This is a genomic window from Collinsella aerofaciens ATCC 25986, assembly GCF_964237925.1.
Classification (GTDB): domain Bacteria; phylum Actinomycetota; class Coriobacteriia; order Coriobacteriales; family Coriobacteriaceae; genus Collinsella; species Collinsella aerofaciens_BJ.
Genome location: NZ_CAXSKI010000014.1, coordinates 19,461 through 31,626, shown reverse-complemented (window position 1 = coordinate 31,626; position 12,166 = coordinate 19,461). Strand labels below are relative to the sequence as shown.

The window sequence follows — 12,166 nt, the reverse complement described above, 5'->3', positions numbered from 1 at the left end:
ATGGAAAAGCTCGATGTTGTGAATGCGGCGCTTGTCGCCCTGCGTGCTGGCGAGACGTGCGAGCTCGTGGTCGTGGCCGGCACGGCGGGGTCGTCGCCGCGCGGCGTGGGCGCCTGGATGGCCGTCTTTGCCGACGGTAGCCAGGCGGGCACCATCGGCGGCGGCAAGATCGAGCTTTTTGCGCTGGACGAGGCGCGAGAGCTGCTGGCCGCGGGGCAATCGCGTCTGGTCCGCTACACCATGGGCGGCGAGAACTCCGATACCGGTATGATCTGCGGCGGAGCCATCTGCCTGTGCTATCTGCATCTGGATGCGATCCAGGCACAGTTGTTCCAGGAAATTGCCGACGTCTTGACGTATCGACGTATCGGCGACTTCGTCATCGACTTTGAACCGTTTGTCATTCAGGCCCTGGAGGGCGATGTGGTCGAGTACCATGGCGAGGCATCGCGCCATACCATTGCCGGCTGCCCCGAGCTTTCGCTGGTGGAGGAGGGGAGTAAGGTCACCTACACCAACGCGGCCTCTGAGATTCCCGCGGCGCACATCGAGACGCTCTGCCCCGAGGGCCTGACCTACATCTTTGGCTGCGGCCACGTGGGCGCCGCGACGGCGCGGGTGCTCACGGCGGCGGGCTTTGCCGTCGTGACGTGCGACGACCGTCTCGGCACGCTGACCCCCGATTGGGTGCCCGGTGTCTACGACCGTCGTCTGGTCGACTACAAGAACCTGAGCAAGCAGTGCCCCATCGGCCCGCGCGACTTGGTGGTCGTGGCCACAGCAGGCCACAAGTCCGATATCGACGTGGTGATTCAGGCCATGCGTGCCAAGCCTGCCTACCTGGGCTGTCTGGGTTCGCGTCGCAAGACGGCCTTTGTGCGTGCCCGCCTGGAGCAGGAAGGCTTTACACAGGACCAGATCGACGAGCTGCACCTTCCGATCGGCGTTGCCATCGAGGCCGAGGACCCCGAGGAGATCGCCATCTCCATCGCCGCCGAGATGATCCACCTGCGCCGCACCAAACTCGTCCCCCGCAAGCGCTAATCGCATCCCCACCAATAAGTTGCGGTGAAATACGGACTGTTTAAGCCTGTTAGGCCGCCAAACAGTCCCTATTTCACCGCAACTGCTTCTTGGGACCCATTTGTGCGGGGGAGTTGTGGAGTTGTGCAGGCAGACGAGGTTTTTCTGGAAATACGCTCACGATGCGCGTATAGTACCGATTGTTTTGTCGGCTCCTGCTGCGTCGAGTCCAAACCGCAAAATGCCATGAGCGGCGCGGATGCAGCCAGGAGGTACGAGGACAACCCATCGTGGCCACGCCCCGTGCTTAAAACCCCAAGAAGGAGTGAACAATGGCAGAAGAGAAGTATGTGCCGCGTCTGAAGACCAAGTACAACAACGAGGTCAAGCAGCAGCTTCAGGACAAGTTCCAGTACGAGAACGTCATGATGATCCCCAAGTTTGAGAAGATCGTCGTGAACATGGGTGTCGGCGAGGCCGCTACCGATTCCAAGGCCATCGACGGTGCCGTGCGCGACCTGCGCGCCATCACCGGACAGCAGCCGATGATCACCCGTGCCCGTAAGTCCATCGCTACCTTCCGCCTGCGCGCTGGTATGCCGATCGGCTGCAAGGTTACCCTGCGTGGCGACCGTATGTGGGAGTTCTTCGATCGTCTGACCTCCGTCGCGATCCCCCGTATCCGCGACTTCCGCGGCATTTCCGCCAAGAGCTTCGACGGCCGTGGTAACTTCTCCATGGGCGTCACCGAGCAGCTCATCTTCCCCGAGATCGACTTCGACTCCGTCGATCACCAGCGTGGTATGGACATCACTTTCGTGACCACCGCCAACACCGATGAGGAGGCCAAGGCCCTTCTGGACGCCTTCGGTTTCCCGTTCAAGAAATAGGTTCACCTGCCCTATAAGCGCCGTTCCCACAAGGGGGCGGCGCTTGGGGCGAACAATACTCTATGTGAGGAGGATATAAGTGGCTAAGACATCGATGATCGTCAAGTGCAATCGCAAGCAGAAGTTCTCTACTCGTGAGTACACGCGCTGCCAGCGCTGCGGCCGTCCGCACTCTGTGTACCGCAAGTTCGGCCTGTGCCGTGTCTGCTTCCGTGAGCTTGCACTCAAGGGCGAGCTTCCCGGCGTTAAGAAGGCCAGCTGGTAAGTCACTACCAGCGTTTCAAGCATCCGTTTGGAACAGGGAAAACGCGCTAAAAAGGCTTTGCCGTTAAGGGCGGTGAAGAACCAAGAGCACGTGTTCATCAAGAACGAAGGAGAATCTGTATGAACCTTACAGACCCGATCGCAGATATGCTTACGCGCATCCGTAACGCTAACTCTGTGAACAAGGCCACGGTCTCCATGCCGAGCAGCAAGAAGCTCGTCGAGATCGCTCGTGTTCTGCACGAGGAGGGCTACATCGAGGGCTACGATGTCGAGGACACCGTTCCCCAGAAGACTCTGCACATCACGCTTAAGTATGGTCCCAAGAAGGCTAAGGTCATCAACGGCATCCGCCGCATTTCCAAGCCGGGCCTGCGTAAGTACACCGGCGTTGCCGACATGCCCCGCGTCCGCGGTGGCCTTGGTACCGCCATTATTTCCACCAGCCATGGCGTCATGACCGACCGCGATGCTCGCAAGCACAACGTCGGCGGCGAGATCATCGCTTACGTCTGGTAATTCGCTCGGTAGGTAGAAGGAAAGGAGATCACCGTGTCTCGTATCGGTAATAAGCCTGTCCAGATTCCCGCCGGAGTCGAAGTGGCAGTCAACGGCAACAACGTTGTCGTCAAGGGCCCCAAGGGCCAGCTCGAGCTCGATGTCTTTGAGAAGCTCGCTATCAACGTCGAGGACAATGTCCTCACCGTTTCCCGTCCCGACGACGAGCGTGAGACCCGTGCCCGCCACGGCCTCACCCGCGCCCTCATCCACAACATGGTTGTTGGCGTTTCCGAGGGCTTCGAGAAGAAGCTCGAGCTCGCCGGCGTCGGTTACCGCGTGCAGCAGAAGGGCAAGAACCTCGAGTTCTCCCTGGGCTTCTCGCACCCCGTGATCGTCGAGGCTCCCGAGGGCATCACCTTCGAGGTTCCCGACAACACCCACGTGAACGTCAAGGGTATCAACAAGCAGCAGGTCGGTCAGATCGCCGCTGAGATCCGCGGCCATCGTCCTCCCGAGCCTTACAAGGGCAAGGGTATCCACTACGTTGGCGAGCACATCCGCCGCAAGCTGGGTAAGGCCGCCAAGTAGTCGTAACCGACTCACTCGCATAAGACCAGCACCCCGTCAGGTGCTGGCAAGATCAACCTTTTTAGGAGTTTACGTATGAACAAGCATAAGGCGAAGCTGGAAGGCCTCAAGCGTCGTCAGCGTCGTGTTCGCGGCAAGGTCTCGGGTACCTCCGAGCGTCCGCGTCTTCGCGTGACCCGTACTAACGCCAACATCTATGCCCAGATCATCGACGACAGCAAGGGCTCCAGCCTGACGCTCGTCTCTGCCTCGACCCTCGAGGCCGAGTTCAAGGGCACCCACACCTCGAACAAGGAGGCTGCGGAGAAGGTCGGTCAGCTCGTTGGCAAGCGCGCCATCGAGGCCGGCATCACCAAGGTCGCCTTCGATCGCGGTGGCCGTATCTACCATGGCCGCGTCAAGGCCCTCGCCGACGGTGCTCGTGCCGCCGGTCTCGAGTTCTAGGAGGTATGTAGCACATGGCTCGTAATCAGAAGCAGCAGCGCGAGGCCTCCGAGTTCGAGGAGCGCGTCGTTTACATCAACCGCGTGTCGAAGACCGTCAAGGGTGGTCGTCGCATGAGCCTCGTCGCTCTCGTCGTCGTTGGCGACGGCAAGGGCAACGTCGGCGTTGGCATGGGCAAGTCCGCTGAGGTGCCCATGGCCATCTCCAAGGCATCTCTCGATGCCAAGAAGAACATGTTCCACGTGCCGGTGACCGAGCAGGGCACCATCCCGCACGAGGTTCTCGGCCACTTTGGTGCCGGCCGCATCATCATCAAGCCCGCTGTCGAGGGTACCGGCGTTATCGCCGGCGGCGCTGTGCGTCCCCTCTTTGAGCTTGCTGGCATCAAGAACGTCCTGTCCAAGTCCCTCGGTACCGACAACGGCCTCAACATCATCAAGGCTGCCGTCGAGGGCCTCAAGGAGCTCTCCAGCCCTGAGGACGTCGCGGCTCGCCGTGGCCTGACGGTCTCCGAGATGTTCGTCGGTAAGGAGAACTAAGCATGGCTGACACCATCAAGATCAAGCAGGTCCGCAGCACCAACGGTTGCAAGCAGGACCAGGTCCGTACTGTCCGTGCCCTCGGTCTCCACAGGATCCGCGAGGTTCGCGAGATTGCTGACAACGAGTCCGTCCGCGGCATGATCTTCAAGGTCAAGCACCTTGTCGAGATTGTAGAGGAGTAGCAAATGCAGCTTCACGATCTTACTCCCGCGCCCGGTTCCACCAAGAACCGCAAGCGCGTCGGCCGTGGCAATTCTTCGGGTCACGGCACCACTTCTGGCCGCGGTCAGAAGGGCCAGGGTTCCCGCTCTGGCGGCACCAAGGGTGCCGGCTTCGAGGGTGGCCAGACTCCGCTGGCTATGCGCCTGCCCAAGCTTCCGGGCTTCCGTAACCCCCGTCGTATCGAGTACACCGCTGTTAACGTTGAGCGTCTCGAGCGTAAGTTCGAGGACGGCGCTGTGATCGACGGTGCCGCTCTTAAGGCCGCTCGCATCACCAAGAGCGAGTTCGAGCCCGTCAAGGTGCTCGGCAATGGTGAGCTCACCAAGAAGTTCACGGTCAAGGTCGACAAGGTCAGCGCTTCTGCGCAGGCCAAGATCGAGGCCGCCGGCGGAAAGGTCGAGCTGCCGTGCTAAATGGTCTTAAGAATGCTTTCCGCATCAAAGAATTGCGCGAAAAGATTCTTTTTACCATAGCTATGCTCGTCGTGTACCGCATTGGTGCGCACGTTCCTGTGCCCGGCATTCCCTTCCAGGGGATGCTGGGCCTTTTCTCGACCGATAACAATTCGGTCGCCGCAGGTGCTATGGCCCTCCTGAATCTTTTCTCTGGCGGCGCGTTGAGCTATGTGTCGGTGTTTTCGCTGGGCATCATGCCTTACATCACCAGCTCGATCATCCTCCAGATGCTCCAGGCCGTTGTGCCTTCCCTGCATGAGCTTGCCCGCGAGGGCGAGGTCGGTCAGACCAAGATTACGCAGTATTCGCGTTACCTCACCCTTGCTCTGGCAATCCTCAACTCCGTGGGTTACCTCTTCCTCTTTAAGAGCTTCGGCATCAGCTTCAATGGCGCCGGCGCTCCCGAGATCATCTTCGACCTCATGATCGTCGGCACGCTCACTGCGGGCGCCATGCTGATCATGTGGATTGGTGAGCTCATCACCCAGCGCGGTATCGGCAATGGCATGTCGCTGATCATCTTTGCGAACATCATGGCCGGTCTGCCGCAGGCTATCTTCTCCAGCACCGAGGGCAATGCCGGTGGCATCATCACCATGGTGATCATCTGCGCCATCATCCTGCTGGTTATCCCGCTGATTGTTTTCCTTGAGCGCGGCCAGCGCCGCATCCCGGTCTCCTACGCTAAGCGCGTCGTGGGCCGTCGTATGATGGGTGGTCAGACCACCTACCTGCCCATCAAGGTCAACACCGCGGGTGTCGTGCCAATCATCTTCGCTTCGGCGCTGCTGTACTTCCCGGCTCAGATTGCCGTGTTCTTCCCCGGCATCGGCTGGATTCAGGCAGTTGCCTCTGCGCTTTCGCGCGGCTGGCTCAACTGGGTGCTTAACGTTGTCCTCATCGTGTTCTTCGCGTACTTCTACACCTCCATGGTGTTCAACCCCGATGACACGGCCGATAACCTTAAGAAGCAGGGCGGCTTTATTCCGGGCGTGCGTCCGGGTAGGGCTACCGCGGCCTACATCAAGAACGCGCTCAACAAGATCACGCTTCCCAGCGCTGTCTTTTTGGCGCTCATCGCCATCGTGCCTTCGATCATCTTCTCCTTCACGGGTAACCATCTGATCCAGGCATTTGGCGGCACGTCCATCCTCATCATGGTCGGCGTCGTGCTCGACACGGTCGATAAGCTCGAAGGCCAGATCAAGATGTATGATTACGATGGATTCTTTAAATAGGCTAGAGGAGGATTGCTCATGAACCTCGTATTGCTCGGAGCTCCGGGTGCCGGTAAGGGTACCGTCGCACAGGAGCTCGTCGCCGAGTTTGGCGTCGCTCACATTTCCACGGGCGACCTGCTGCGTGCTGCCGTCAAGGGTGGCACCGAGCTTGGTATTCAGGCTAAGAAGTACATGGACGCTGGCGAGCTCGTTCCCGATCAGCTCGTGATCGACCTTGTCAAGGAGCGCCTTGCCGCCGATGACGCCCAGCAGGGCTTCATCCTCGACGGCTTCCCGCGCAACACCGCCCAGGCCGTGACGCTCGATTCCGAGCTCTCCGCCATGGGTCGCGAGATCGACTGCGCCCTTCTGGTCGATGTGGCCCCCGAGGTCATTATCGATCGTCTGTCTTCGCGTCGCACCTGCCGCGCCTGCGGTTACACCGGCACCGCTGCCGATGCTACCTGCCCCAAGTGTGGCGGCGAGATGTATCAGCGCGACGACGACAAGCCCGAGACCATCAAGAACCGTCTCGACGTCTACGAGAAGTCCACGAGCCCGCTCGTCGACTACTATCGTGGCCAGGGTCTGCTCAAGTCGGTCAACGGTGACCAGGCTCGCGAGACCGTGTACGGGGATGTCAAAGAGGCTCTCGGTCTATGATCAAGATTAAGTCTGCAACGCAAATCGAGCAGATGAAGAAGGCAGGAGCGCTATCTAAGATGGCGCTCCGCCACGTTGGAGCCATGGTGCGCCCCGGCGTTTCCACCTTTGAGCTCGATCAGCTCGCGGAGCAGATTATCCGCATGCATGGCGGCACCCCGGCCTTTAAGGGTTACGGCGGGTTCCCGGGGACCATTTGCGCATCGATCAACGATGCCGTGGTCCACGGTATTCCCAACCCCGACATGATCCTGCGCGATGGCGATATCATCTCCATCGATACGGGAGCCGTTGTCGACGGTTGGGTCGGCGATAATGCTTGGACGTTTTTCGTCGGCACCCCCACGCCCGAAGCCAAGGCTTTGTGCGAGGTCACGCGCGATTGCCTTAAGGCTGCCATCGAGCAGGCTGTTCCCGGTAACCATATCGGGGACGTCGGTTATGCCGTTCAGTCCCTCGCCGAGTCTCACGGTTACGGTGTGCTTCGTGATTATGTAGGCCATGGCATTGGCCGCGTGATGCACGAGGACCCCAACGTTCCTAACTATGGAAAGAAGGGGAGGGGCGTTCGCCTCCAGGCCGGCATGGTCATTGCTATCGAGCCGATGGTTACGATGGGTTCCAACCATGTGAGCACGGGCTCCGACGGTTGGATTGTTACGACCAACGATCACCTGCCCGCCGCGCACTACGAGAACACCGTCGCCATTACCAATGACGGTCCGGTGATTCTCACCACGGATGCCCAAGGTGCTTGGTGCTCCCTCCAAGGCGGAGAAATGTAACAAGTTCCATTTAGTTGTGGAGCCATTACGAAGTTATTACGATGCGTGCATACGTGTTGTAGAATACTCAATCGCTGTCGTTTTCTAGAGAAAGATGATTGCTTGTGAAGAAGGAAGACGCAATTGAGCTCGAGGGTACGGTAAAGGAACCGTTGCCCAACGCCATGTTTAAGGTCGAGCTCGAGAACGGTCATTCGGTTCTGTGCAACATTTCTGGCAAGATCCGAATGAATTACATCCGTATTCTCCCCGGTGACAGGGTTGTCGTGGAGCTTTCCCCGTACGACCTGACCCGCGGCCGCATCACCTATCGCTACAAATAGCGGCACGCATACACGCACTCCATTTCCGACTGCAGGCTTAGCTCAACCTACGGTCGGATTGTGTGTGAAGACCAGCCATAGTTTTAAACGCCTGCGGCTGGGCGAGTAGATAGTAGGGAAGTAGTTTGAGCGCTACCGAAAGGAAGAACGATGAAGGTACGTCCTTCGGTCAAGAAGATGTGCGATAAGTGCAAAATCATTAGGCGCCATGGCAAGGTCCTCGTCATTTGCGAGAACCCCCGTCATAAGCAGCGTCAGGGTTAAGAGAGGAGACTACGTTGGCCCGTATTAATGGTGTCGACCTCCCGCGTGAGAAGCGCGTTGAGATCGGTCTGACCTACATTTACGGCATCGGCCGCACCACTGCGACGAAGATTTGCGTCGAGTGCAACGTTAACGTGGATACGCGCGTTAAGGACCTCACCGAGGATGAGGTTAACGCCATCCGCGATTATATCGATAAGAACCAGATCATGGTTGAGGGCGACCTCCGCCGTGAGCGCAACCAGAACGTCAAGCGCCTTATGGACATCGGCTGCAACCGCGGCCTTCGTCACCGCAAGGGCCTCCCGGTCCGCGGCCAGCGCACCCACACTAACGCTCGTACCCGCAAGGGCCCGAAGCGTCAGATCGGTGCTAAGAAGAAGAAATAAGGAGCGCTAGATAGATGGCTACTGCTAAGAAGAACGTTCGCGCTGCCCGTCTGAAGCGCGCGGACCGTAAGAACATTTCCGTGGGCCAGGCTCACATTCGTTCTACGTTCAACAACACGATCGTTTCGATCACCGATCCCCAGGGCAACGTCATTTCCTGGAAGTCGGCTGGCCAGGTGGGCTTCAAGGGCTCCCGTAAGTCCACGCCGTTCGCTGCCCAGATGGCTGCCGAGGCTGCTGCCAAGCAGGCCATGGAGCACGGTATGAAGAAGGTTTCCGTCTTCGTCAAGGGCCCCGGCTCCGGTCGTGAGACCGCCATCCGCTCCCTCCAGGCTGCTGGCCTCGAGGTCTCGAGCATCCAGGACAAGACCCCCATTCCGCACAACGGCTGCCGCCCCAAGAAGCGTCGCCGCGTGTAACTGAAAGGATCGTATCAATATGGCAATCGACAGGACTCCTGTTCTTAAGCGCTGCCGTCAGCTCGGGATCGATCCCGCTGAGCTCGGTTACAGCAGCAAGAAGGAATCTATCCGTCAGCCCAAGCGCCGTCGCAAGGAATCTGAGTACGGCATGCAGCTGCGCGAGAAGCAGAAGGTCAAGTTCATCTATGGCGTTCTGGAGAAGCAGTTCCACGGCTACTTCAACAAGGCCCGTAAGATGAACGGCGTCACCGGTGAGAACCTCATGATCATTCTTGAGTCTCGCCTCGACAACGTCGTCTTCCGTCTTGGCTTCGCCCGCACCCGCAAAGAGGCTCGTCAGTCCGTCCGTCACGGTCACTTCACCGTGAACGGCAAGCGCGTGGACATCCCGTCCTACCGCGTCAAGGCCGGCGACGTCGTCGCTGTCGGCGAGAAGTTCCGTGACCTCCTCCCCATCAAGGAGGCCCTGATTTCCTCCGAGCGCTTTGAGGTCCCTGGCTGGCTCGAGGTCGATATCGAGAAGCTGTCTGGTAACGTGCTCGCTCTGCCGACGCGTGAGCAGATCAGCGGTGATATCAACGAGCAGCTCATCGTCGAGCTCTACTCTAAGTAGTCCATCCGGGCTGCTGAGGCTGGAGGTAATACATGTCAGAATTCATTAGGCCTCAGGTTCAGGTCGAAGAGATCAACGAGACGTCTGCTCGTGTCTCCGTCGAGCCGCTCGAGCGTGGTTACGGCGATACGCTGGGTAACTCCCTTCGTCGCGTTCTTCTGTCCTCGCTCGAGGGTGCCGCCGTCGAGGCTATTCAGATCGATGGTGCGCAGCACGAGTTCATGACCATCCCTAACATGGTCGAGGATGTCACCGACATCGTCCTGAATGTCAAGGGTCTTGTCTTCAGGGCTCTCGGCACGACCGACGAGGCGACCGCCACCATCTCGGTTGACGGCCCCTGCGAGGTCACCGGTGCGGACTTCTTTATTCCGTCCGAGTTTGAGCTGGTCAACCCCGAGCAGCACATTGCTACGCTCACCGAGGGTGGCCATCTCACCATGAGCATGCGCATCGGCTATGGCCGCGGCTATGTTTCTGGCGAGGCCAACAAGCGCGACAACGATCCCATCGGTGTGATCCACGTCGACTCGCTGTACTCGCCGGTTTCCCGTTGCGCCAAGCTCGTTGAGGCTTGCCGTGTCGGTCAGCACACCGACTACGACCGCCTTGTCCTCGAGATCGAGACCAACGGCTCCATCGCCCCGCGCGACGCCGTGGTCCAGGCTGCCAATATCATCAACCAGCATATGGCCGCCTTTATGAACCTTGCCGAGACCCCCGAGGTCGAGGAGGAGGCTTCGATCTTCGCTCCCGAGGTCACCAACGACAACGCCGAGCTGGACAAGCAGATCGAGGATCTGGACCTTTCCGTCCGTTCCTACAACTGCCTTAAGCGCGCCAGCATTCACTCGGTCCGTCAGCTCGTTGAGTTCTCGGAGAACGATCTGCTCAACATCCGTAACTTCGGTGTTAAGTCGATCGAGGAAGTGAAGGACAAGCTTGAGTCCATGGGCCTGAGCCTGAAGGCTTAATGCTTCGCATATTTGAGGAGAAACTAGACCATGCGTCACAACGTTAAGAAGGGCCTGAAGCTCGGCACCGATGCGAGCCACACCAAGGCCATGAAGAAGAGCCTTGCTAAGGCCCTCTTCGAGAACGACCGCATCAAGACCACCGAGACCCGCGCTAAGGCGCTGCGTTCGGTCGTCGATCCGATCATCACTTGGGCCAAGAAGGGCGACCTGCACTCTCGTCGTCTGGCTATCGCCAAGCTCGGCGATAAGCAGCTCGTTGCCGAGATCTTCGACAAGGCTGCCCAGGGTATGTGGCAGGATCGCAACGGCGGTTATACCCGCATCATGAAGCTCGGGCACCGCAAGGGCGACAACGCTCCCATCGTTATCATGGAGCTCGTCACCGAGCCTTGCACGCCTAAGGCCAAGAAGGCTGCTCCGGCCCCCAAGAAGGCCGCTGCTCCCAAGAAGGTCGAGGCTGCCGAGGAGGCTCCTGCTGAGGAGACCGCTGAGTAGACAATCCGTCTGCATAGGCTATATTCGAGGGGTACGTTCGCGTACCCCTCTTTTTTTGTCGAAATGCCATTGCCTGTTTGTTGGGAGCGCCCATGACCGCGCCGTCTGATTTCAATTCGATTCCAGAGCTCGATGCCACGCTCGTTTTCCGCGTGGCATACGATGGCTCGTCCTATAGCGGCTTTGCCGAGCAGCCGGGACAGACGACGGTTGCGGGTGAGCTGCGTCGAGCCATCGAGACGCTGCTTCGCCGTCCGATCGATCTGACGTGCGCGGGTCGCACCGATGCCGGCGTGCATGCCGTGGCTCAGTACATCAGCGTGCCCGTAACGGACGCTGAGCTCGCCCTAACGCGCCGTAGGTGGCTGCGGGCTATGGATGCCCTGCTGCCCAAAGATATCGCCATCAACGAGGTCTACAAGGCCCGTAAAGGCTTTTCTGCACGTTTTGACGCGCGTTCCCGTACGTATACGTACCGTATTGCCGATCGAGATGCGCGCCCCGTGCTGTCCCGCGGTGCGGTGTGGTGGCATCGCTATCCCTTGGATGTTGAGGCTATGTCTGCTGCCTGCCCCGCGCTGCTGGGCGAGCAGGACTTTAAAAGCTTTTGCAAGGTTGCTTCTGCCGTGGGCAAACCTACGCACCGCTGCGTAATGCGCGCCGAGTTTGGCCATGAGGTTGCGTTTGGCGAGGACATCCTGACGTTTACCATCGAGGGCAATGCGTTTCTGCATTCGATGGTCCGTACGATCGTTGGCACGCTTGTCGCGATTGGCATGCATCGCCGTGAACCCGAGTGGATGCGCGAGGTCATCGATGCTTGCGACCGTACCGCTGCGGGCCCCACGGCTCCTGCCTGCGGCCTTACGTTTATGGGCGTGGATTACGATCCCGCCGAGCTTGTCGTGCTCGACTAGGGGAGGGCTCGGCGCGTCGTGCGTCGGCACCTGTCATCTGTGGGCTGCGCGTGTGCAACATCTGTTCTTGGCGTGCAATACAACCGGTGTCTCATTGCTTTTATTGCCGGGGTGTACCATGAACGACAGTTTGATTCACTGCTGTCGAGAGGACGGATAACTTGGTTCG

Annotated in this window: 20 protein-coding genes; all 20 read left to right on the top strand. The window is 59.2% G+C overall.

Annotated features, from left to right (window positions below; genetic code table 11):
• The 20 genes from ACESWY_RS07530 to truA all read left to right on the top strand — a co-directional run bounded on the left by ACESWY_RS07530 (position 1) and on the right by truA (position 11,997).
• Positions 1-1,044, top strand: coding sequence for an XdhC family protein (locus ACESWY_RS07530; RefSeq protein WP_373093842.1), 1,044 nt, complete (start codon positions 1-3; stop codon positions 1,042-1,044).
• A 311-nt stretch (positions 1,045-1,355) separates the two neighbouring features.
• Positions 1,356-1,913 carry a 50S ribosomal protein L5 gene (gene rplE / locus ACESWY_RS07525; RefSeq protein WP_006235260.1) on the top strand — a complete coding sequence of 186 codons (558 nt, stop codon included), beginning with the start codon at positions 1,356-1,358 and terminating at the stop codon, positions 1,911-1,913.
• A 79-nt stretch (positions 1,914-1,992) separates the two neighbouring features.
• The gene (locus ACESWY_RS07520; RefSeq protein ID WP_022094280.1) at positions 1,993-2,178 is read left to right on the top strand and encodes a type Z 30S ribosomal protein S14; all 186 of its coding nucleotides are present in this window, start codon (positions 1,993-1,995) and stop codon (positions 2,176-2,178) included.
• 119 nt (positions 2,179-2,297) lie between these two features.
• On the top strand, positions 2,298-2,696 hold the full coding sequence (rpsH, locus tag ACESWY_RS07515) for a 30S ribosomal protein S8 (protein ID WP_006235262.1): 399 nt from the start codon (positions 2,298-2,300) through the stop codon (positions 2,694-2,696).
• A gap of 33 nt (positions 2,697-2,729) precedes the next feature.
• The gene (gene rplF, locus ACESWY_RS07510) at positions 2,730-3,266 is read left to right on the top strand and encodes a 50S ribosomal protein L6 (protein ID WP_006235263.1); all 537 of its coding nucleotides are present in this window, start codon (positions 2,730-2,732) and stop codon (positions 3,264-3,266) included.
• A gap of 75 nt (positions 3,267-3,341) precedes the next feature.
• The gene (rplR, locus tag ACESWY_RS07505) at positions 3,342-3,710 is read left to right on the top strand and encodes a 50S ribosomal protein L18 (RefSeq protein ID WP_006235264.1); all 369 of its coding nucleotides are present in this window, start codon (positions 3,342-3,344) and stop codon (positions 3,708-3,710) included.
• 14 nt (positions 3,711-3,724) lie between these two features.
• Complete coding sequence (gene rpsE, locus ACESWY_RS07500) at positions 3,725-4,249, top strand: 30S ribosomal protein S5 (RefSeq protein ID WP_006235265.1); 525 nt, start codon at positions 3,725-3,727, stop codon at positions 4,247-4,249.
• 2 nt (positions 4,250-4,251) lie between these two features.
• Positions 4,252-4,434: a 50S ribosomal protein L30 gene (gene rpmD, locus ACESWY_RS07495; protein WP_006235266.1), complete on the top strand. Its 183-nt coding sequence runs from the start codon at positions 4,252-4,254 to the stop codon at positions 4,432-4,434.
• 3 nt (positions 4,435-4,437) lie between these two features.
• Positions 4,438-4,887, top strand: a complete 450-nt coding sequence (gene rplO, locus ACESWY_RS07490) for a 50S ribosomal protein L15 (RefSeq protein WP_006235267.1) — start codon at positions 4,438-4,440, stop codon at positions 4,885-4,887.
• Positions 4,881-6,167: a preprotein translocase subunit SecY gene (secY, locus tag ACESWY_RS07485; protein ID WP_368138426.1), complete on the top strand. Its 1,287-nt coding sequence runs from the start codon at positions 4,881-4,883 to the stop codon at positions 6,165-6,167. Before rplO ends, secY begins: the two co-directional genes overlap by 7 nt.
• Before the next feature lie 18 nt (positions 6,168-6,185).
• Complete coding sequence (locus tag ACESWY_RS07480) at positions 6,186-6,812, top strand: adenylate kinase (protein ID WP_006235269.1); 627 nt, start codon at positions 6,186-6,188, stop codon at positions 6,810-6,812.
• Entirely contained in the window at positions 6,809-7,597 is a 789-nt protein-coding gene (gene map / locus ACESWY_RS07475; protein WP_006235270.1) for a type I methionyl aminopeptidase, read from the top strand. Before ACESWY_RS07480 ends, map begins: the two co-directional genes overlap by 4 nt.
• A gap of 104 nt (positions 7,598-7,701) precedes the next feature.
• Complete coding sequence (gene infA / locus ACESWY_RS07470) at positions 7,702-7,920, top strand: translation initiation factor IF-1 (RefSeq protein WP_035137443.1); 219 nt, start codon at positions 7,702-7,704, stop codon at positions 7,918-7,920.
• A gap of 150 nt (positions 7,921-8,070) precedes the next feature.
• The gene (gene rpmJ / locus ACESWY_RS07465) at positions 8,071-8,184 is read left to right on the top strand and encodes a 50S ribosomal protein L36 (RefSeq protein WP_006363204.1); all 114 of its coding nucleotides are present in this window, start codon (positions 8,071-8,073) and stop codon (positions 8,182-8,184) included.
• Between the two features lie 14 nt (positions 8,185-8,198).
• Positions 8,199-8,573 (top strand): 30S ribosomal protein S13, encoded by a 375-nt coding sequence (gene rpsM, locus ACESWY_RS07460; RefSeq protein WP_022094275.1) that lies wholly within the window; start codon positions 8,199-8,201, stop codon positions 8,571-8,573.
• A gap of 14 nt (positions 8,574-8,587) precedes the next feature.
• Positions 8,588-8,992, top strand: coding sequence for a 30S ribosomal protein S11 (gene rpsK, locus ACESWY_RS07455; protein WP_006235274.1), 405 nt, complete (start codon positions 8,588-8,590; stop codon positions 8,990-8,992).
• Positions 8,993-9,011: 19 nt separating this feature from the next.
• On the top strand, positions 9,012-9,608 hold the full coding sequence (gene rpsD, locus ACESWY_RS07450; protein WP_006235275.1) for a 30S ribosomal protein S4: 597 nt from the start codon (positions 9,012-9,014) through the stop codon (positions 9,606-9,608).
• Between the two features lie 32 nt (positions 9,609-9,640).
• Positions 9,641-10,582, top strand: coding sequence for a DNA-directed RNA polymerase subunit alpha (locus ACESWY_RS07445; RefSeq protein ID WP_006235276.1), 942 nt, complete (start codon positions 9,641-9,643; stop codon positions 10,580-10,582).
• A gap of 30 nt (positions 10,583-10,612) precedes the next feature.
• Positions 10,613-11,080: a 50S ribosomal protein L17 gene (gene rplQ, locus ACESWY_RS07440; protein ID WP_225093815.1), complete on the top strand. Its 468-nt coding sequence runs from the start codon at positions 10,613-10,615 to the stop codon at positions 11,078-11,080.
• A 92-nt stretch (positions 11,081-11,172) separates the two neighbouring features.
• Entirely contained in the window at positions 11,173-11,997 is an 825-nt protein-coding gene (gene truA / locus ACESWY_RS07435; RefSeq protein ID WP_055287449.1) for a tRNA pseudouridine(38-40) synthase TruA, read from the top strand.
• Positions 11,998-12,166: the final 169 nt, after the last annotated feature.

What these genes read in the sequence shown, in the direction of transcription:
- ACESWY_RS07530 (WP_373093842.1), top strand. Translation starts at nt 1, where the DNA reads ATGGAAAAGCTCGATGTTGTGAATGCGGCGCTTGTCGCCCTGCGTGCT.
- rplE (WP_006235260.1), top strand. Translation starts at nt 1,356, where the DNA reads ATGGCAGAAGAGAAGTATGTGCCGCGTCTGAAGACCAAGTACAACAAC.
- rpsH (WP_006235262.1), top strand. Translation starts at nt 2,298, where the DNA reads ATGAACCTTACAGACCCGATCGCAGATATGCTTACGCGCATCCGTAAC.
- rplR (WP_006235264.1), top strand. Translation starts at nt 3,342, where the DNA reads ATGAACAAGCATAAGGCGAAGCTGGAAGGCCTCAAGCGTCGTCAGCGT.
- rpsE (WP_006235265.1), top strand. Translation starts at nt 3,725, where the DNA reads ATGGCTCGTAATCAGAAGCAGCAGCGCGAGGCCTCCGAGTTCGAGGAG.
- rpmD (WP_006235266.1), top strand. Translation starts at nt 4,252, where the DNA reads ATGGCTGACACCATCAAGATCAAGCAGGTCCGCAGCACCAACGGTTGC.
- rplO (WP_006235267.1), top strand. Translation starts at nt 4,438, where the DNA reads ATGCAGCTTCACGATCTTACTCCCGCGCCCGGTTCCACCAAGAACCGC.
- ACESWY_RS07480 (WP_006235269.1), top strand. Translation starts at nt 6,186, where the DNA reads ATGAACCTCGTATTGCTCGGAGCTCCGGGTGCCGGTAAGGGTACCGTC.
- map (WP_006235270.1), top strand. Translation starts at nt 6,809, where the DNA reads ATGATCAAGATTAAGTCTGCAACGCAAATCGAGCAGATGAAGAAGGCA.
- rpmJ (WP_006363204.1), top strand. Translation starts at nt 8,071, where the DNA reads ATGAAGGTACGTCCTTCGGTCAAGAAGATGTGCGATAAGTGCAAAATC.
- rpsK (WP_006235274.1), top strand. Translation starts at nt 8,588, where the DNA reads ATGGCTACTGCTAAGAAGAACGTTCGCGCTGCCCGTCTGAAGCGCGCG.
- rpsD (WP_006235275.1), top strand. Translation starts at nt 9,012, where the DNA reads ATGGCAATCGACAGGACTCCTGTTCTTAAGCGCTGCCGTCAGCTCGGG.
- ACESWY_RS07445 (WP_006235276.1), top strand. Translation starts at nt 9,641, where the DNA reads ATGTCAGAATTCATTAGGCCTCAGGTTCAGGTCGAAGAGATCAACGAG.
- rplQ (WP_225093815.1), top strand. Translation starts at nt 10,613, where the DNA reads ATGCGTCACAACGTTAAGAAGGGCCTGAAGCTCGGCACCGATGCGAGC.
- truA (WP_055287449.1), top strand. Translation starts at nt 11,173, where the DNA reads ATGACCGCGCCGTCTGATTTCAATTCGATTCCAGAGCTCGATGCCACG.